Annotated in this window: 12 protein-coding genes; 11 read left to right on the top strand and 1 reads right to left on the bottom strand. The window is 70.1% G+C overall.

Going from position 1 to position 14,192, the window contains the following annotated elements:
• Window positions 1-158: 158 nt before the first annotated feature.
• Both GUY60_RS22445 and GUY60_RS22440 read left to right on the top strand, forming a co-directional pair.
• Window positions 159-1,115 (top strand): beta-ketoacyl-ACP synthase III, encoded by a 957-nt coding sequence (locus GUY60_RS22445; protein WP_161700632.1) that lies wholly within the window; start codon window positions 159-161, stop codon window positions 1,113-1,115.
• Window positions 1,116-1,320: 205 nt separating this feature from the next.
• A complete protein-coding gene (locus tag GUY60_RS22440) occupies window positions 1,321-2,010 on the top strand; it encodes a GntR family transcriptional regulator (RefSeq protein WP_161700631.1) in 690 nt (229 codons plus the stop codon).
• 4 nt (window positions 2,011-2,014) lie between these two features.
• Here GUY60_RS22440 and GUY60_RS22435 read toward each other — a convergent pair whose 3' ends face one another.
• Entirely contained in the window at window positions 2,015-2,269 is a 255-nt protein-coding gene (locus GUY60_RS22435; RefSeq protein WP_223178723.1) for a hypothetical protein, read from the bottom strand.
• Window positions 2,270-2,403: 134 nt separating this feature from the next.
• Between GUY60_RS22435 and GUY60_RS22430 the strand changes: the two genes are divergently transcribed.
• From GUY60_RS22430 to GUY60_RS22390, 9 genes are all read left to right on the top strand, one after another.
• On the top strand, window positions 2,404-3,585 hold the full coding sequence (locus GUY60_RS22430) for an ROK family transcriptional regulator (RefSeq protein ID WP_161700629.1): 1,182 nt from the start codon (window positions 2,404-2,406) through the stop codon (window positions 3,583-3,585).
• Between the two features lie 191 nt (window positions 3,586-3,776).
• Window positions 3,777-5,297, top strand: a complete 1,521-nt coding sequence (locus GUY60_RS22425) for a sugar ABC transporter ATP-binding protein (protein ID WP_161700627.1) — start codon at window positions 3,777-3,779, stop codon at window positions 5,295-5,297.
• The gene (locus GUY60_RS22420; protein WP_161700625.1) at window positions 5,294-6,337 is read left to right on the top strand and encodes an ABC transporter permease; all 1,044 of its coding nucleotides are present in this window, start codon (window positions 5,294-5,296) and stop codon (window positions 6,335-6,337) included. The genes GUY60_RS22425 and GUY60_RS22420 overlap by 4 nt, the downstream gene beginning before the upstream one ends.
• A gap of 64 nt (window positions 6,338-6,401) precedes the next feature.
• Complete coding sequence (locus tag GUY60_RS22415; RefSeq protein ID WP_161700623.1) at window positions 6,402-7,463, top strand: substrate-binding domain-containing protein; 1,062 nt, start codon at window positions 6,402-6,404, stop codon at window positions 7,461-7,463.
• A 59-nt stretch (window positions 7,464-7,522) separates the two neighbouring features.
• Window positions 7,523-8,776: a Gfo/Idh/MocA family protein gene (locus tag GUY60_RS22410; protein WP_161700636.1), complete on the top strand. Its 1,254-nt coding sequence runs from the start codon at window positions 7,523-7,525 to the stop codon at window positions 8,774-8,776.
• 6 nt (window positions 8,777-8,782) lie between these two features.
• Complete coding sequence (locus GUY60_RS22405) at window positions 8,783-9,787, top strand: sugar phosphate isomerase/epimerase family protein (protein ID WP_161700621.1); 1,005 nt, start codon at window positions 8,783-8,785, stop codon at window positions 9,785-9,787.
• 204 nt (window positions 9,788-9,991) lie between these two features.
• Window positions 9,992-12,505, top strand: a complete 2,514-nt coding sequence (locus GUY60_RS22400; RefSeq protein ID WP_376771298.1) for a PQQ-dependent sugar dehydrogenase — start codon at window positions 9,992-9,994, stop codon at window positions 12,503-12,505.
• A 32-nt stretch (window positions 12,506-12,537) separates the two neighbouring features.
• Entirely contained in the window at window positions 12,538-13,902 is a 1,365-nt protein-coding gene (locus GUY60_RS22395; protein ID WP_161700619.1) for a ThuA domain-containing protein, read from the top strand.
• Window positions 13,903-14,011: 109 nt separating this feature from the next.
• Window positions 14,012-14,192: inositol-3-phosphate synthase (locus GUY60_RS22390; protein ID WP_376771297.1), on the top strand; the 181-nt coding region annotated here is incomplete at its 3' end.

Here is a 14,192-nt window from a genome sequence, read left to right as displayed (position 1 = left end):
GGGAAAGTTACGGCGGGACGGGCAGTATGTGTCGGCCGATGGTGTGAAAGCTCCAAGGACTACGTCTGAAAACTGTCGCCTTGCGTGCCGTCGTACCCGTGAGTCGCTGACGAGACTGGGTCCTCCTGCTCAGCACCCGGCGTCGGAGGCCCCGCACCATGTACGGCACGAACGGCACGCGCATCGCCGCGGTAGGTCACCACCAGCCCGCGAAGGTGCTGACCAACGCGGATGTGGCGCAGCTCGTCGACACCAGCGATGAGTGGATCAGCAGCCGCGTCGGCATCCGCACCCGGCACATCGCGGGCCCCGATGAGCCGGTCGACGCGCTCGCCGCGCAGGCCGCCGCGAAGGCCCTCGCCGCCGCCGGGCGTACCGCCGAGGAGATCGACCTGGTCGTCGTCGCCACCTCCACCGCGATCGACCGCTCCCCGAACACCGCCGCCCGCGTCGCCGCCCGCCTCGGCATGCCCGCGCCCGCCGTGCTCGACCTGAACGTGGTGTGCGCGGGCTTCCCGCACGCCCTGGCCACCGCCGACCACGCGATCCGCGCCGGGTCCGCGACCCGCGCCCTGGTGATCGGCGCGGACAAGATGTCCGAGGTCGCGGACTGGAGCGACCGTACGACCTGCGTCCTGGTCGGCGACGGCGCGGGCGCCGCCGTCGTCGAGGCGGTCGAGGAGGGCGGGACGGCGGGCATCGGCCCGGTCCTGTGGGGTTCGGTCCCCGAGATGGGCCACGCGGTACGCATCGAGGGTACCCCGCCGGTCTTCGCCCAGGAGGGCCAGAGCGTGTACCGCTGGGCGACCACTCAGCTCCCGCCCATCGCCCGCAAGGTGTGCGAGCGCGCCGGGATCGCCCCCGAGGACCTCGCCGGGGTCGTGCTCCACCAGGCCAACCTGCGGATCATCGAGCCGGTCGCGGAACGCATCGGCGCGGTGAACGCCGTGGTCGCGCGGGACGTCGTCGAATCCGGCAACACCTCCGCCGCGAGCATCCCGCTCGCCCTGTCCAAGCTGGTCGAACGCCGCGAGGTCGCACCGGGCGCCCCGGTCCTGCTGTTCGGCTTCGGCGGCAACCTGTCGTACGCGGGGCTGATCATCCGCTGCCCGTGAGCGGCGGGAAGGTCGTCCGTTGCTTGCGAGCGGCGGGACGAACCGGATGCACGGGCCGATTCCGGCCACTGTGATGAGCCCAACTCCCGTGTGTACTGGCCATTGTGCTCGGTAGACTGTAGACGATAGCCAATGTGGTGCGGCTGCGTGATGTCTCCGGCGGTCGCTCCGCGCCGACGATCCGAAGTCGACGAGGGGGACCGCGATGTTGTCCGCAGGACTGCCGCACGGTGCCGTACCGAAACTGGAGCGGCCGGGCCCGCTGCGCGAGCGGGTGTACGAGGCTCTGCTCGAACTCATCACGACCCGCGCGCTGCGCCCCGGCCAGCACCTGGTCGAGAGCGAACTCGCCGGGCATCTGGGGGTGTCGAGGCAGCCGGTGCGGGAGGCGCTGCAGCGGCTCAACACGGAAGGGTGGGTCGATCTGCGGCCCGCCCAGGGCGCGTTCGTGCACGAGCCCACTGAGGAGGAGGCGGACCAACTCCTCACCGTGCGCACCCTGTTGGAGGCCGAGGCCGCCCGGCTCGCCGCCGCGCACGCCGACTCCGCGGGCATCGCCGCCCTCGAAGAACTCTGCACGGCGGGCGAACAGGCCGTGGCCGACGGCGAGGTGGACACCGTCGTGGCCACCAACGCCGCCTTCCACGCCAAGGTCATGCAGCTCGCCGGCAATGTGGTCCTCGCCGAACTCGCGGGCCAGGTGGACCGCCGGGTGCGCTGGTACTACACACCGGTGGCCCGGCAGCGCGGCCAACAGTCGTGGATCGAGCACCGTCAGCTGATCGCCGCCATCGACGCCCGCGACGAACGGCGCGCCACGGAAGTCATGCGGGCACACACCGAGCACACCCGGGCCACGTACCACGAGCGCGGCAGGGACAGCCCGGCCGGCTGAACCCTCACGTCGCAGTCGAGTGCACCAACTCCACGTACTCGCACGGGAGTTGGTCGAACGTCAGCTTCGTAATGCTCACCGGTCCTGAGCTGTACGAGTCCTCGCCCTGGATCCGGCCCTCCCCGTCGACCGGCCACAGCAGCAACTGCCGGTTCACGATCAGGTAGTCCGCCGCCTCGTCGTCGACGGGGAAGCCGCGTCGTGCCGCGAACGAACCCGGGACCCGAACCGCCTTTGTCCTGTTGCAGGAAAAAGTCATGGGTAATTCCTGCGTAACTTCTTCCCGCCCCGAGCAGCCGCTGCTACGTTCCCCTCGAAAGCCAGCACAGCCGACGGCCGAAAACGGTCGGAGGTGACATGCCTGTCGATGGCGGGAGGGGCGGCGTGAGACGGATGACGGCTCGACCCGCGAACGCGCACCAGGCGCGACTGCTCCGTCTGCTGCGGGACGGCGGGCCCAACTCCCGTGCGCAGCTGGGCGATCAGGTCGATCTCTCCCGGTCGAAACTGGCCGTCGAGGTGGACCGGCTCCTGGACACCGGCCTGGTCGTCGCCGACGGACTCGCCGCATCCCGTGGCGGCCGCCGCTCGCACAACATCCGGCTGGCGCCCGGACTCCGCTTCCTCGGCGTCGACATCGGCGCCACCTCGGTCGACGTGGCCGTCACCAACGCCGAGCTGGAAGTGCTCGGTCACATCAACCAGCCCATGGACGTACGCGAGGGGCCGGTCGCGGTCTTCGAGCAAGTCCTCGCCATGGCCGCCAAGTTGAAGGCCTCGGGGCTCGCCGAGGGCTTCGACGGCTGCGGCATCGGGGTGCCGGGACCCGTCCGGTTCCCCGAGGGTGTGCCCGTCGCCCCGCCGATCATGCCGGGCTGGGACGGGTTCCCGGTGCGCGAGGCGCTCAGCCAGGACCTCGGCTGCCCGGTCATGGTCGACAACGACGTGAACCTGATGGCCATGGGCGAACAGCACGCCGGAGTCGCCCGCTCCGTCGACGACTTCATCTGCGTCAAGATCGGTACGGGCATCGGCTGCGGCATCGTCGTCGGTGCCGAGGTCTACCGCGGTACGACGGGCAGCGCGGGCGACATCGGCCACATCCAGGTCGAACTCGACGGCAGGCCCTGCGCCTGCGGCAACAAGGGCTGCCTGGAGGCCTACTTCAGCGGCGCCGCCCTGGCGCGGGACGCCGAGGACGCCGCCACGCACGGGCGCTCCCCGGAACTCGCCGCCCGCCTCGAGTCCCTCGGCTCGCTCACCGCCGTCGACGTGGCCGCCGCGGCCGCGGCCGGCGACGCCACCGCCCTGGAACTGATCCGGGAGGGCGGCAACCGCACCGGCCAGGTCATCGCCGGTCTCGTCAGCTTCTTCAACCCCGGCCTCGTGGTGATCGGCGGCGGTGTCACCGGGCTCGGTCACACCCTGCTCGCCGCGATCCGCACCCAGGTCTACCGCCAGTCGCTGCCGCTCGCGACCGGCAACCTCCCTATCGTCCTGGGTGAGTTGGGCCCCACCGCCGGAGTCATCGGCGCGGCCCGCCTGATCAGCGACCACCTGTTCTCACCGGCCTGACCGGCCCGTACCCGTACCCGTACCTGTACGGCACCACCGCACGTCCGCACCACCCGTACGGCACCACGCGCACGCGCACGACAGCACAGGCAGCACACCCGTACCCGTACAGCACCACCGCACCCACACCCCGCACAGCACCCTGCTCTGCCCTGCCCTGAAACCGGCCGCATCCGCCAAGGGGAACCACCATGGCACCAGAACCACCGCCGCTGCTCACCATGGACGGCATCACCAAGTCCTTCCCCGGAGTCCGCGCCCTCGACGGCGTCGACCTGGAGGTGCGGGCCGGTGAAGTGCACTGCCTGCTCGGCCAGAACGGCGCGGGCAAGTCCACCCTCATCAAGGTGCTCGCCGGGGCCCACCAGCCCGACGGCGGCGCGATCACCTGGCGCGGCGAGCACGTGACCCTCAAGTCACCGATCGCCGCGATGCGCCTCGGTATCGCCACCATCTACCAGGAACTCGACCTGGTGGAGGGCCTGTCGGTGGCCGAGAACGTCTACCTCGGCCACGAGCCCACCACCGCGGGCTTCGTCGTACGCGGCCGGGACGCCCGCACCGCGGCCGCCGCGCTGCTCCGCCGGCTCGGGCACACCGAGATCGACCCGGCCCGGCTCGTCGGTGAACTCTCCGCCGCCCAGCAGCAGATCGTCTCCATGGCGCGCGCACTCTCCCACGACGTACGCCTCATCGTGATGGACGAGCCGTCCGCCGCCCTCGACCCCGACGAGGTCGCCAACCTCTTCCGGATCGTCGCCGACCTCACCGCCGAAGGCGTCGCCGTCGTCTACATCTCGCACCGGCTCGAAGAGATCCGGCGCATCGGCGACCGCGTCACGGTTCTGAAAGACGGCCGTGCCGTCGCGAGCGGACTGCCCGCCGAGTCGACCCCGACCCGCGAGGTCGTCGCCCTGATGACCGGCCGCGACGTCGAGTACGTCTTCCCCGAACGGCCCGCTCAACTCCCGCTGGCTGAACCGCTGTTGACCGTCCGTGGGCTCACCCGGCGCGGCGAGTTCGCGCCCGTCGACCTCGAGGTGCGGCCCGGCGAGATCGTCGGCCTCGCCGGACTCGTCGGCTCCGGGCGCTCCGAGATCCTGGAGACGGTCTACGGGGCACGCAAGGCGGAAGCCGGTCAAGTCCTCGTCGACGGGCGCCCGTTGAAGCCCGGCAGCGTACGGGCCGCCGTGCGCGCCGGACTCGGGCTCGCCCCCGAGGAGCGCAAGGCGCAGGCCCTGCTGATGCTGGAGTCCATCACCCGCAACGTCTCCGTCTCCTCCATGTCCCGTTTCTCGCACGGGGGTTGGCTCGACCGGGGCGCCGAGTTCAAGGCCGCCCGCCGCGCCACCCGCGAGCTGTCCCTCAAACCCGACCTGCCCTCCGCGCCGGTGCGCACCCTCTCCGGCGGCAACCAGCAGAAGGCCGTACTCGCCCGCTGGCTGCTCCGCGGCTGCCGGGTGCTGCTGCTCGACGAACCGACCCGCGGCGTGGACGTCGGCGCCCGCGCCGAGCTGTACGCCGTCATCCGGCGGCTCGCCGACGACGGGCTCGGCGTGCTGCTCGTCTCCAGCGAGGTCCCCGAAGTCCTCGGCCTCGCCGACCGCGTCCTCGTCCTGCGCGAGGGCCACGTCGTGCACACCGCGCCCGCGCGCGAACTCGACGAACACCGCGTACTCGACCTGGTGATGGAAGGGAGCCCGGCGTCATGACGCAGCCAGCGACACCGGCCAAGCAGGAGGGACCCCTGCTCGACGGCGGCGGACCCCGGAAGTCCACGTCCGGCGACGGCGCCGGCCCCTGGAGCGGCCGACTCTTCCGGCCCGACGTACGCACCCTGTCCCTGATCGGCGTCCTCGTCGCCCTCGCCCTGATCGGCGGCGTCACCAAACCGGACGAGTTCCTCGCCACCAGCAACGTCCAACTGATCCTCACCCAGGCCTCGGTGATCGGCGTCGTCACCGTCGGCATGACCTTCGTGATCACCTCCGGCGGCATCGACCTCTCGGTCGGCGCGATCGTCGCGCTCGCCTCGGTGTGGGCCACGACGGTCGCCACCCAGGAGTACGGCTTCGCCGGCATCCTCTTCACCGCCGTGATCGTCGGCGTGGGCTGCGGCCTCGTCAACGGACTGCTCATCGCGTACGGCGGCATGGTGCCGTTCATCGCCACCCTCGCCATGCTGGCCTCGGCGCGCGGGCTCGCCCTGCAGATCACCGAGGGCAAGACGCAGATGGTCAGCATCCCGTCCGTGCTCGACCTCGGCGAACGCGACGCGTACCTGTTCGGCATCCCGCCGCTCGTTCTCGTCTTCGCCGCCGTCACCGTGATCGGCTGGCTCGTCCTCAACCGGACCACGTTCGGCCGCCGCACCGTCGCCGTCGGCGGCAACGCGGAAGCCGCCCGGCTCGCCGGCATCGACGTCCGTCGCCAACGCCTGTACCTCTACCTGCTGTCCGGGCTCTGCTGCGGCATCGCGGCCTTCCTCCTGATCGTGCTCGCGGGCTCGGGCCAGAACACCAACGGCAACCTGTACGAACTCGACGCCATCGCCGCCGCGATCATCGGCGGCACGCTGCTCAGCGGCGGCCGGGGCACCATCACCGGCTCCGTACTCGGCGTACTGATCTTCACGACGATCACCAACATCTTCGCGCTCAACAACCTGGAGAGCGCGACCCAGCAGATCGCCAAGGGCGCGATCATCGTCGCCGCGGTCCTGGTTCAACGTCGGACGTCGCACACCCCCTGACCTGTACTTCCCTGTGCAGCAACACACTTCCCCGTAGAAACCGGCCTTACGTGAAGGGTCCGCCATGCCTGAAACGCCACGCCTGTCAGCCGCCGCCACCCGCAGAAACCTCCTCTTCGGAGCCGCCGCCCTCTCCAGCGGAGCGTTCCTCACCGCCTGTACCAGCAACGAGCCCAAGGAGAGCACCGGCGGTCAGGCGGCCGACGCTCCCGTCGCCGACGACAAGCCGGGCAAGCCCGTCACCATCGGCTTCGCCGGGCCGCAGGCCGACCACGGCTGGCTCAACGCCATCAACGTCAACGCCAAGGAGCGCGCCAAGAAGTACAAGGACGTCACCCTGGAGATCACCGAGGGCTCCAACGACACCGCCGCGCAGATCGGCCAGATCGACACCCTGATCAACAAGAAGGTCGACGTCCTCGTCATCCTCCCCGCCGACGGCAAGGCCATGACCCAGGCCGGGCTGAAGGCGATGCGGGCCGGGATCCCCGTCGTCAACCTCGACCGGATCTTCGCCAACCCGCAGGCGTACCGCTGCTGGATCGGCGGCGACAACTTCGGCATGGGCCTCAACGCCGGGCACTACATCGGCGAGCAGCTCAAGGACAAGAAGAACGCCAAGGTCGTCGAACTCGCCGGACTCGACAACCTGGAGCTCACCAAGCAGCGCACCGAGGGCTTCGACGCGGCCCTGAAGAACTACCCGAACATCAAGAAGGTGGCCCGCCAGGCCGCCGAGTTCACCGTCGAGTCGGGACAGGCCAAGATGGCCCAACTCCTGCAGGCGCAGAAGAACTTCGACGCCCTGTGGAACCACGACGACGACCAGGGTGTGGGCGCCCTGCGCGCCATCGAGCAGGCCGGCCGGGACGACTTCTTCATGGTCGGCGGCGCGGGCGCGCTCTCCGCCATGCAGGCCATCGAGTCCGGCGACAGCGTGCTCAAGGCCACCGTCCTCTACCCGCCGACCATGGCCGCGTCCGCCATCGACCTGGCCCGCGCCCTCGGCCAGAACAAGGGCATCGGCGGCATGGCCGAGTTCGAGATCCCGTCCTCGATCACGCTCTACTCGGCCGTCGTCACCAAGGACAACCTCAAGCAGTACATGTCCACCGGCTTCAAGTGAGCGGCCTGGAACAAGGGTTGACCACACCCCCCACCGCCGTCGACGAGGAGGCATACCGCATGCAGCACAACGGGGAGCAGGGCGAGACCGAGCAGGCCGGGACAGGATCGATTGCGGGCGCGCGGCCGCGTCTCGGTGTCGGCATGGTCGGGTACTCCTTCATGGGCGCCGCCCACTCCCAGGGCTGGCGCACCGTGGGCCGGGCCTTCGACCTGCCGCTCGAACCGCACCTCGCGGCGATCTGCGGCCGGGACGGCGACGCCGTACGGGCCGCCGCCGACCGGCTCGGCTGGGCGGCCGCCGAGACCGACTGGCGGGCCCTGCTCGACCGCGCCGACGTGCAGCTCGTCGACATCTGCACCCCCGGTGACAGCCACGCCGAGATCGCCGTCGCCGCCCTGGACGCCGGGAAGCATGTGCTGTGCGAGAAGCCGCTGGCCAACTCCGTCGAAGAGGCCGAGGAGATGGTGGCGGCGGCCGAACGGGCGCGTATGCGTGGGCAGTTGGCGATGGTCGGGTTCAACTACCGCCGCGTGCCTGCGATGACCCTCGCTCGCCGCATGATCGCCGAGGGCCGGATCGGCCGCGTCCGGCACGTACGCGTCGTGTACCTCCAGGACTGGCTGGTCGACCCGGAGTTCCCGCTGACCTGGCGCCTTGACCGCGCGCACGCCGGTTCCGGCGCGCTCGGCGACCTCGGCGCGCACATCGTGGACCTCGCCCAGTTCGTCGCGGGCGAGCAGATCGTCGGCGTCTCCGCGATGACGGAGACCTTCGTACGGGAACGGCCGCTGCTCGCCGGAGCGTCCGCCGGGCTCGCCGGAACCGGGGGAGCGGAGCGCGGGCCCGTGACCGTCGACGACGCCGCCGTGTTCACCGCAAGGCTCGGCTCCGGGGCGCTCGCCACGTTCGAGGCCACCCGGTTCGCGACCGGGCGGAAGAACGCGCTGCGCCTCGAAGTGAACGGCGAGCACGGCTCGTTGGCCTTCGACCTGGAGCGGCTCAACGAACTGTCCTTCCACGACGGCACCGAACCCGCCGCGTCGGCGGGCTTCCGCCGCATCCTCGTCACCGAGGCCGACCACCCGTATCTGGAGGGCTGGTGGCCGCCGGGCCACGGCCTCGGCTACGAGCACACCTTCACGCACCAGGCCCGCGACCTCGTGCACGCCATCGCCACCGGCACCGACCCCGCGCCGTCCTTCGCGGACGGGCTGCGGGTGCAGCGGGTGCTCGCGGCGGTGGAGGAGAGCGCCGCGAAGAACTCCGCGTACACCCCGATCCCGGCAACCGCCCCGGCACTGGAGGTCTGAGGACCGATGGCACGTTCCTTCACACTCTTCACCGGACAGTGGGCCGACCTGCCGCTCGAAGAGGTCTGCCGGCTGGCCCGCGACTTCGGCTACGACGGGCTCGAACTCGCCTGCTGGGGCGACCACTTCGAGGTCGACAAGGCCCTCGCCGACCCTTCGTACGTCAAGGGCCGCCACCAGCTCCTGGAGAAGTACGGCCTCAAGTGCTGGGCGATCTCCAACCACCTGGTCGGCCAGGCCGTCTGCGACGCCATCATCGACGAGCGGCACCGGGCGATCCTGCCCGCCCGCATCTGGGGCGACGGCGAAGCCGAGGGCGTACGGCAGCGGGCCGCCGCCGAGATTGCCGACACGGCGCGCGCCGCGGCCGCTTTCGGGGTCGACACGGTCGTCGGCTTCACCGGCTCGGCGATCTGGCACCTCGTCGCGATGTTCCCGCCGGTCGTGCCCGGCATGATCGAGGCCGGCTACCAGGACTTCGCGGACCGCTGGAACCCGGTCCTCGACGTCTTCGACGCGCAGGGCGTCCGCTTCGCGCACGAGGTGCACCCCAGCGAGATCGCGTACGACTACTGGTCGACGAAGGAAGCCCTCGCCGCCGTCGACCACCGGCCCGCGTTCGGCCTGAACTTCGACCCCTCGCATTTCGTCTGGCAGGACCTCGACCCGGTCGGTTTCCTCTACGACTTCCGCGACCGGATCTACCACGTCGACTGCAAGGAGGCCCGGCGCCGCCTCGACGGCCGCAACGGGCGGCTCGGCTCGCACCTGCCCTGGGGGGACCCGAGGCGCGGCTGGGACTTCGTCTCCGCCGGGCACGGCGAGGTGCCGTGGGAGGACGTGTTCCGGATGCTCCGCTCGATCGGCTACGACGGGCCGGTCTCGGTGGAGTGGGAGGACGCCGGCATGGACCGGCTCCAGGGCGCCCCCGAGGCGTTGACCCGCCTCAAGGCATACGACTTCGAACCGCCCACGGCGTCCTTCGACGCGGCGTTCGGGGGCGCGGAATAGATCATTCCCCCGCACTTGAGCACTTTGTCCAGACTCAGGGGAAAGTCCAACTCCCGTTCTGTGCAAGGGCTTTCTATCGGGGACAAACGTGGCTACCTTCCCTGAGACGTAGGGAAACGAGCCTCTCCGGGGTGACGGCGCACTCCGGCGCACCGCACGTATCGCACACGCCAGGTACCACCGGCCGCATTCCGGAGGACATCCGTGCACAGAGACAGGCTCAGACTGCGCAAGACGCTCGCCCTGCTCACCGGCGCCGTCATGGCGACCGCGTCGCTGACCCTCGCCGCCCCCGCCACCGCCGTACCGGACGCACCGAGTTCGGGTACGGCACCGGTGGCGGACCAGGACCAGGACCGGGACCGGGACCTTACGAAGGGCAAGAAGCCCGCCGCCGAGGACTTCCAGCAGGTCACCCTCGCCAAGGGCGAGCCGGAGATGGGCGAGCCGATGACGCTCGACGTACTCCCCGACGGCTCCGTCCTTCACACCTCCCGTGACGGCACGCTCCGCCTCACCGACGCCACCGGCACCACCAAGGTCGCCGGCAAGATACCGGTCTACTCGCACGACGAAGAGGGCCTCCAGGGCGTCGGAGTGGACCCCGAATTCGCCCAGAACAGGGCCGTCTACCTCTACTACGCCCCGCCCCTGGAGACCCCCGCCGGCGACGCGCCCAACGAGGGCACCGCCGAGGACTTCGCCAAGTTCGACGGCGTGAACCGGCTCTCCCGCTTCGTCCTCAAGGACGACGGCACCCTCGACGCGGCCAGCGAGAAGAAGGTCCTGGACGTGCCCGCCAGCCGCGGCATCTGCTGTCACGTCGGCGGCGACATCGACTTCGACAAGGACGGCAACCTCTACCTGTCGACCGGCGACGACTCCAACCCCTTCGCCTCCGACGGCTTCACCCCCATCGACGAGCGTGCGAACCGCAACCCCGCCTACGACGCGCAGCGCAGCGCCGGCAACACCAACGACCTGCGCGGCAAGATCCTCCGCGTCAAGGTCGGCGCCGACGGCTCGTACACCGTCCCGGACGGCAACCTGTTCGCCAAGGGCACCGAGAAGACCCGCCCCGAGATCTACGCGATGGGCTTCCGCAACCCCTTCCGGATGAGCGTCGACAAGCCCACCGGCACCGTCTACGTCGGCGACTACGGCCCCGACTCCGGCACCGCCGACCCCAAGCGCGGCCCGGCGGGACAGGTCGAGTTCGCCCGCGTCACCAAGCCAGGCAACTTCGGCTGGCCCTACTGCACCGGCAAGAACGACGCCTACATCGACTACAACTTCGCGGACCAGACCTCCGGCGCCGCCTTCGACTGCGCCGCCCCGAAGAACGAGTCGCCGCACAACACAGGACTCACCGACCTGCCGCCCGCGCAGGAAGCCTGGATCCCGTACGACGGCGGCTCCGTGCCCGAGTTCGGCACCGGCTCCGAGTCCCCGATGGCCGGACCCGTCTACCGCTACGACGCGAACTCCGACTCGCAGGTCAAGTTCCCCGAGTCGTACGACGGCAACTTCTTCGCCGGTGAGTTCGGCCGCCGCTGGATCAAGCGGATCGCCCAGGACGACGCGGGCGCCGTGCAGTCCATCAACGACTTCCCCTGGACCGGCACCCAGGTCATGGACATGGACTTCGGCCCCGACGGCGCGCTCTACGTCCTCGACTACGGCACCGGCTACTTCAACGGCGACGCCAACTCCGCGCTCTACCGCATCGAGAACGCGACCGGCGGCCACTCGCCCGTCGTCGAGACCAAGGCCGATGTGACCAGCGGACAGACCCCGCTGAAGGTGCAGTTCAGCACCGAGGCCACCGACGCCGACGGCGACAAGCTGACGTACAAGTGGGACTTCGGCGACGGCGGCACCTCCACCGAGCAGAACCCCGCGCACACCTTCGAGAAGAACGGCGTCTACGCCGCCACGGTCACCGCCACCGACAAGACCGGCCGCACCGGCTCCGCCAGCGCCCACGTCACCGTCGGCAACACCGCACCCACCGTGAAGCTCGAACTGCCCGCCGACGGCACGCTGTTCACCTTCGGCGACAAGATTCCCTTCAAGGTCACCGTCACCGACCCGGAGGACGGCACGATCGACTGCGCCAAGGTCAAGGTCACGCACATCCTCGGCCATGACAGCCACGGCCACCCGGTGACCTCCGCCAACGGCTGCGAGGGCACCATCCAGACCTCCGCCGACGGCGAGCACGACCCGAACGCCAACATCTTCGGGGTCTTCGACGCCGAGTACACCGACAAGGGCGCCAACGGCCAGCCCGCGCTGACCACCCACGACCAGAACGTCGTCCAGCCCAAGCACCGCCAGGGCGAGCACTACGACGACTCCCAGGGCGTGTCGGTGGTGAGCCACACCCCGGCCCACGGCGGCAAGGCCGTCGGCGAGATCAACAACGGCGACTGGATCTCCTTCAAGCCGTACGTCCTCGGCAACGCCACCAAGTTCACCGCCCGCGTCGCCTCCGGCGGAACCGGCGGGACCCTGGAGGTACGGGCAGGCGCCGCTGACGGCAAGGTCCTCGGCACCGCGAAGGTCGACCCGACCGGCGGCTGGGAGACCTACGCCGACGTCACCGCCGACCTGAGTGGCGCCCCCGCCGAATCCACCACGCTTTTCCTGGTCTTCAAGGGCGAAGGCACCGACTCGCTCTACGACGTCGACGACTTCACCTTCACCACCAGCTGACCCACCTTGAGCAGCGAAAGGGAGTGACCGCAATGCGCACACGAGCCCGACTGCTCACCGCCACGGCGACGGCGGCCCTGCTCATCGGCTGTGTCTCCGGCCCGGCAGCCTCCAGGCCCGACCCGGACTCCGGCACCCGGCCCGGCAAACCCGGCAAGGACAGCGGACACGTCCTGGTCTTCTCCAAGACCGCCGGCTTCCGCCACGACTCCATCCCCGACGGCATCGCCACCGTCAAGGAACTCGGCGCCGCCCACGGCTTCACCGTCGACGCCACCGAGGACGCGGGCGCCTTCACACCCGGCAACCTCGCCAAGTACGACGCCGTCATCTGGCTCTCCACCACGGGGGATGTTCTCAACGGGGAGCAGCAGTCCGCGTTCGAGAAGTACGTCAAGGACGGCGGTGGCTACGTAGGAGTCCACGCCGCCGCCGACACCGAGTACGACTGGCCCTTCTACGGCGAACTCGCGGGCGCCTACTTCCAGTCCCACCCGGCGATCCAGCCCGCGAAGGTCGACGTCGAGGACCACGCCCACGAATCCACCGCCCATCTCGGTCCGGTCTGGGACCGCACCGACGAGTGGTACAACTACCGCTCCAACCCCCGCGAACGCGCCCGCGTCCTGGCCTCCCTCGACGAGTCCTCGTACACCGGCGGCTCCATGAACGGCGACCACCCCATCGCCTGGTGCCAGGAGTTCGAAGGGGGCCGCTCCTTCTACACGGGCGGCGGCCACACCAAGGAGTCGTACGCCGAACCCGCCTTCAAGCAGCACCTGTTGGGCGGCATCCGCTACGCCACCGGCGCCGTCAACGCCGACTGCCGCCCCGAGCAGGGTTACACCAAACTCTTCGACGGTACGTCGGTGGAGGGCTGGAAACAGGCCGGCCCCGGCTCCTTCGAGCTGAAGGACGGCACCCTCACCACCGTCGGCGGTATGGGCATGCTCTGGTACGCCGCCAAGGAGTTCGGCTCGTACTCCCTGAAGCTCGACTGGAAGATGTCCGGCGACGACAACTCCGGCCTCTTCATCGGCTTCCCGCCCTCCGACGACCCCTGGTCGGCGGTGAACAACGGCTACGAGATCCAGATCGACGCCACCGACGTACCCGAGAAGACCACAGGTTCGGTGTACGGCTTCCAGTCCGCCGACATCGACGCCCGCGACAAGGCCCTCAACCCGCCCGGCCAGTGGAACACCTACGAACTCCGCGTCGAAGGAGAGCACCTGCAGATCTGGCTCAACGGCGCGAAGATCAACGACTACACGAACACCGATCCGGCACGGAGCCTCGTCCAAGGACACATCGGCATCCAGAACCACGGTGACGGCGACGACGTGTCGTTCCGCGACATCCGGGTGAAGGAACTCGCCGAAGCGTCCGGCGACTGACAGCTCCGCTCGACGCCCGCGCCCCCAGGGGCGCGGGCCCTGATCGGCGGCGGGCGGGGGACGCCGGACCCCCGCCCGTCGTCTCCACCCACCCAGAGGAGGCTGTGCCGTGTCCCCTTCGTCCACTCCTGATCCCTCCTACGGCGTCTGGTTGATCGGCGCCCGCGGCTCGGTCGCCACCACGGCGGTCGCGGGATGTGCGGCGGTGGCCGCCGGACTCCACCCGGCGACCGGAATGGTGACGGAAACACCTCCCTTCACCGAGGCCGGACTGCCACCCCTCGGCTCCC

Source organism: Streptomyces boluensis, assembly GCF_009908195.1.
GTDB classification, from domain to species: Bacteria; Actinomycetota; Actinomycetes; order Streptomycetales; family Streptomycetaceae; genus Streptomyces; species Streptomyces boluensis.
This window is presented reverse-complemented; position numbering and strand designations above follow the sequence as displayed.

Coding starts and splice junctions, on each gene's coding strand:
- GUY60_RS22415 (WP_161700623.1), top strand. CDS start 6,402: ATGCCTGAAACGCCACGCCTGTCAGCCGCCGCCACCCGCAGAAACCTC.
- GUY60_RS22440 (WP_161700631.1), top strand. CDS start 1,321: ATGTTGTCCGCAGGACTGCCGCACGGTGCCGTACCGAAACTGGAGCGG.
- GUY60_RS22445 (WP_161700632.1), top strand. CDS start 159: ATGTACGGCACGAACGGCACGCGCATCGCCGCGGTAGGTCACCACCAG.
- GUY60_RS22395 (WP_161700619.1), top strand. CDS start 12,538: ATGCGCACACGAGCCCGACTGCTCACCGCCACGGCGACGGCGGCCCTG.
- GUY60_RS22405 (WP_161700621.1), top strand. CDS start 8,783: ATGGCACGTTCCTTCACACTCTTCACCGGACAGTGGGCCGACCTGCCG.
- GUY60_RS22425 (WP_161700627.1), top strand. CDS start 3,777: ATGGCACCAGAACCACCGCCGCTGCTCACCATGGACGGCATCACCAAG.
- GUY60_RS22435 (WP_223178723.1), bottom strand. CDS start 2,269: ATGACTTTTTCCTGCAACAGGACAAAGGCGGTTCGGGTCCCGGGTTCG.
- GUY60_RS22430 (WP_161700629.1), top strand. CDS start 2,404: ATGACGGCTCGACCCGCGAACGCGCACCAGGCGCGACTGCTCCGTCTG.
- GUY60_RS22420 (WP_161700625.1), top strand. CDS start 5,294: ATGACGCAGCCAGCGACACCGGCCAAGCAGGAGGGACCCCTGCTCGAC.
- GUY60_RS22410 (WP_161700636.1), top strand. CDS start 7,523: ATGCAGCACAACGGGGAGCAGGGCGAGACCGAGCAGGCCGGGACAGGA.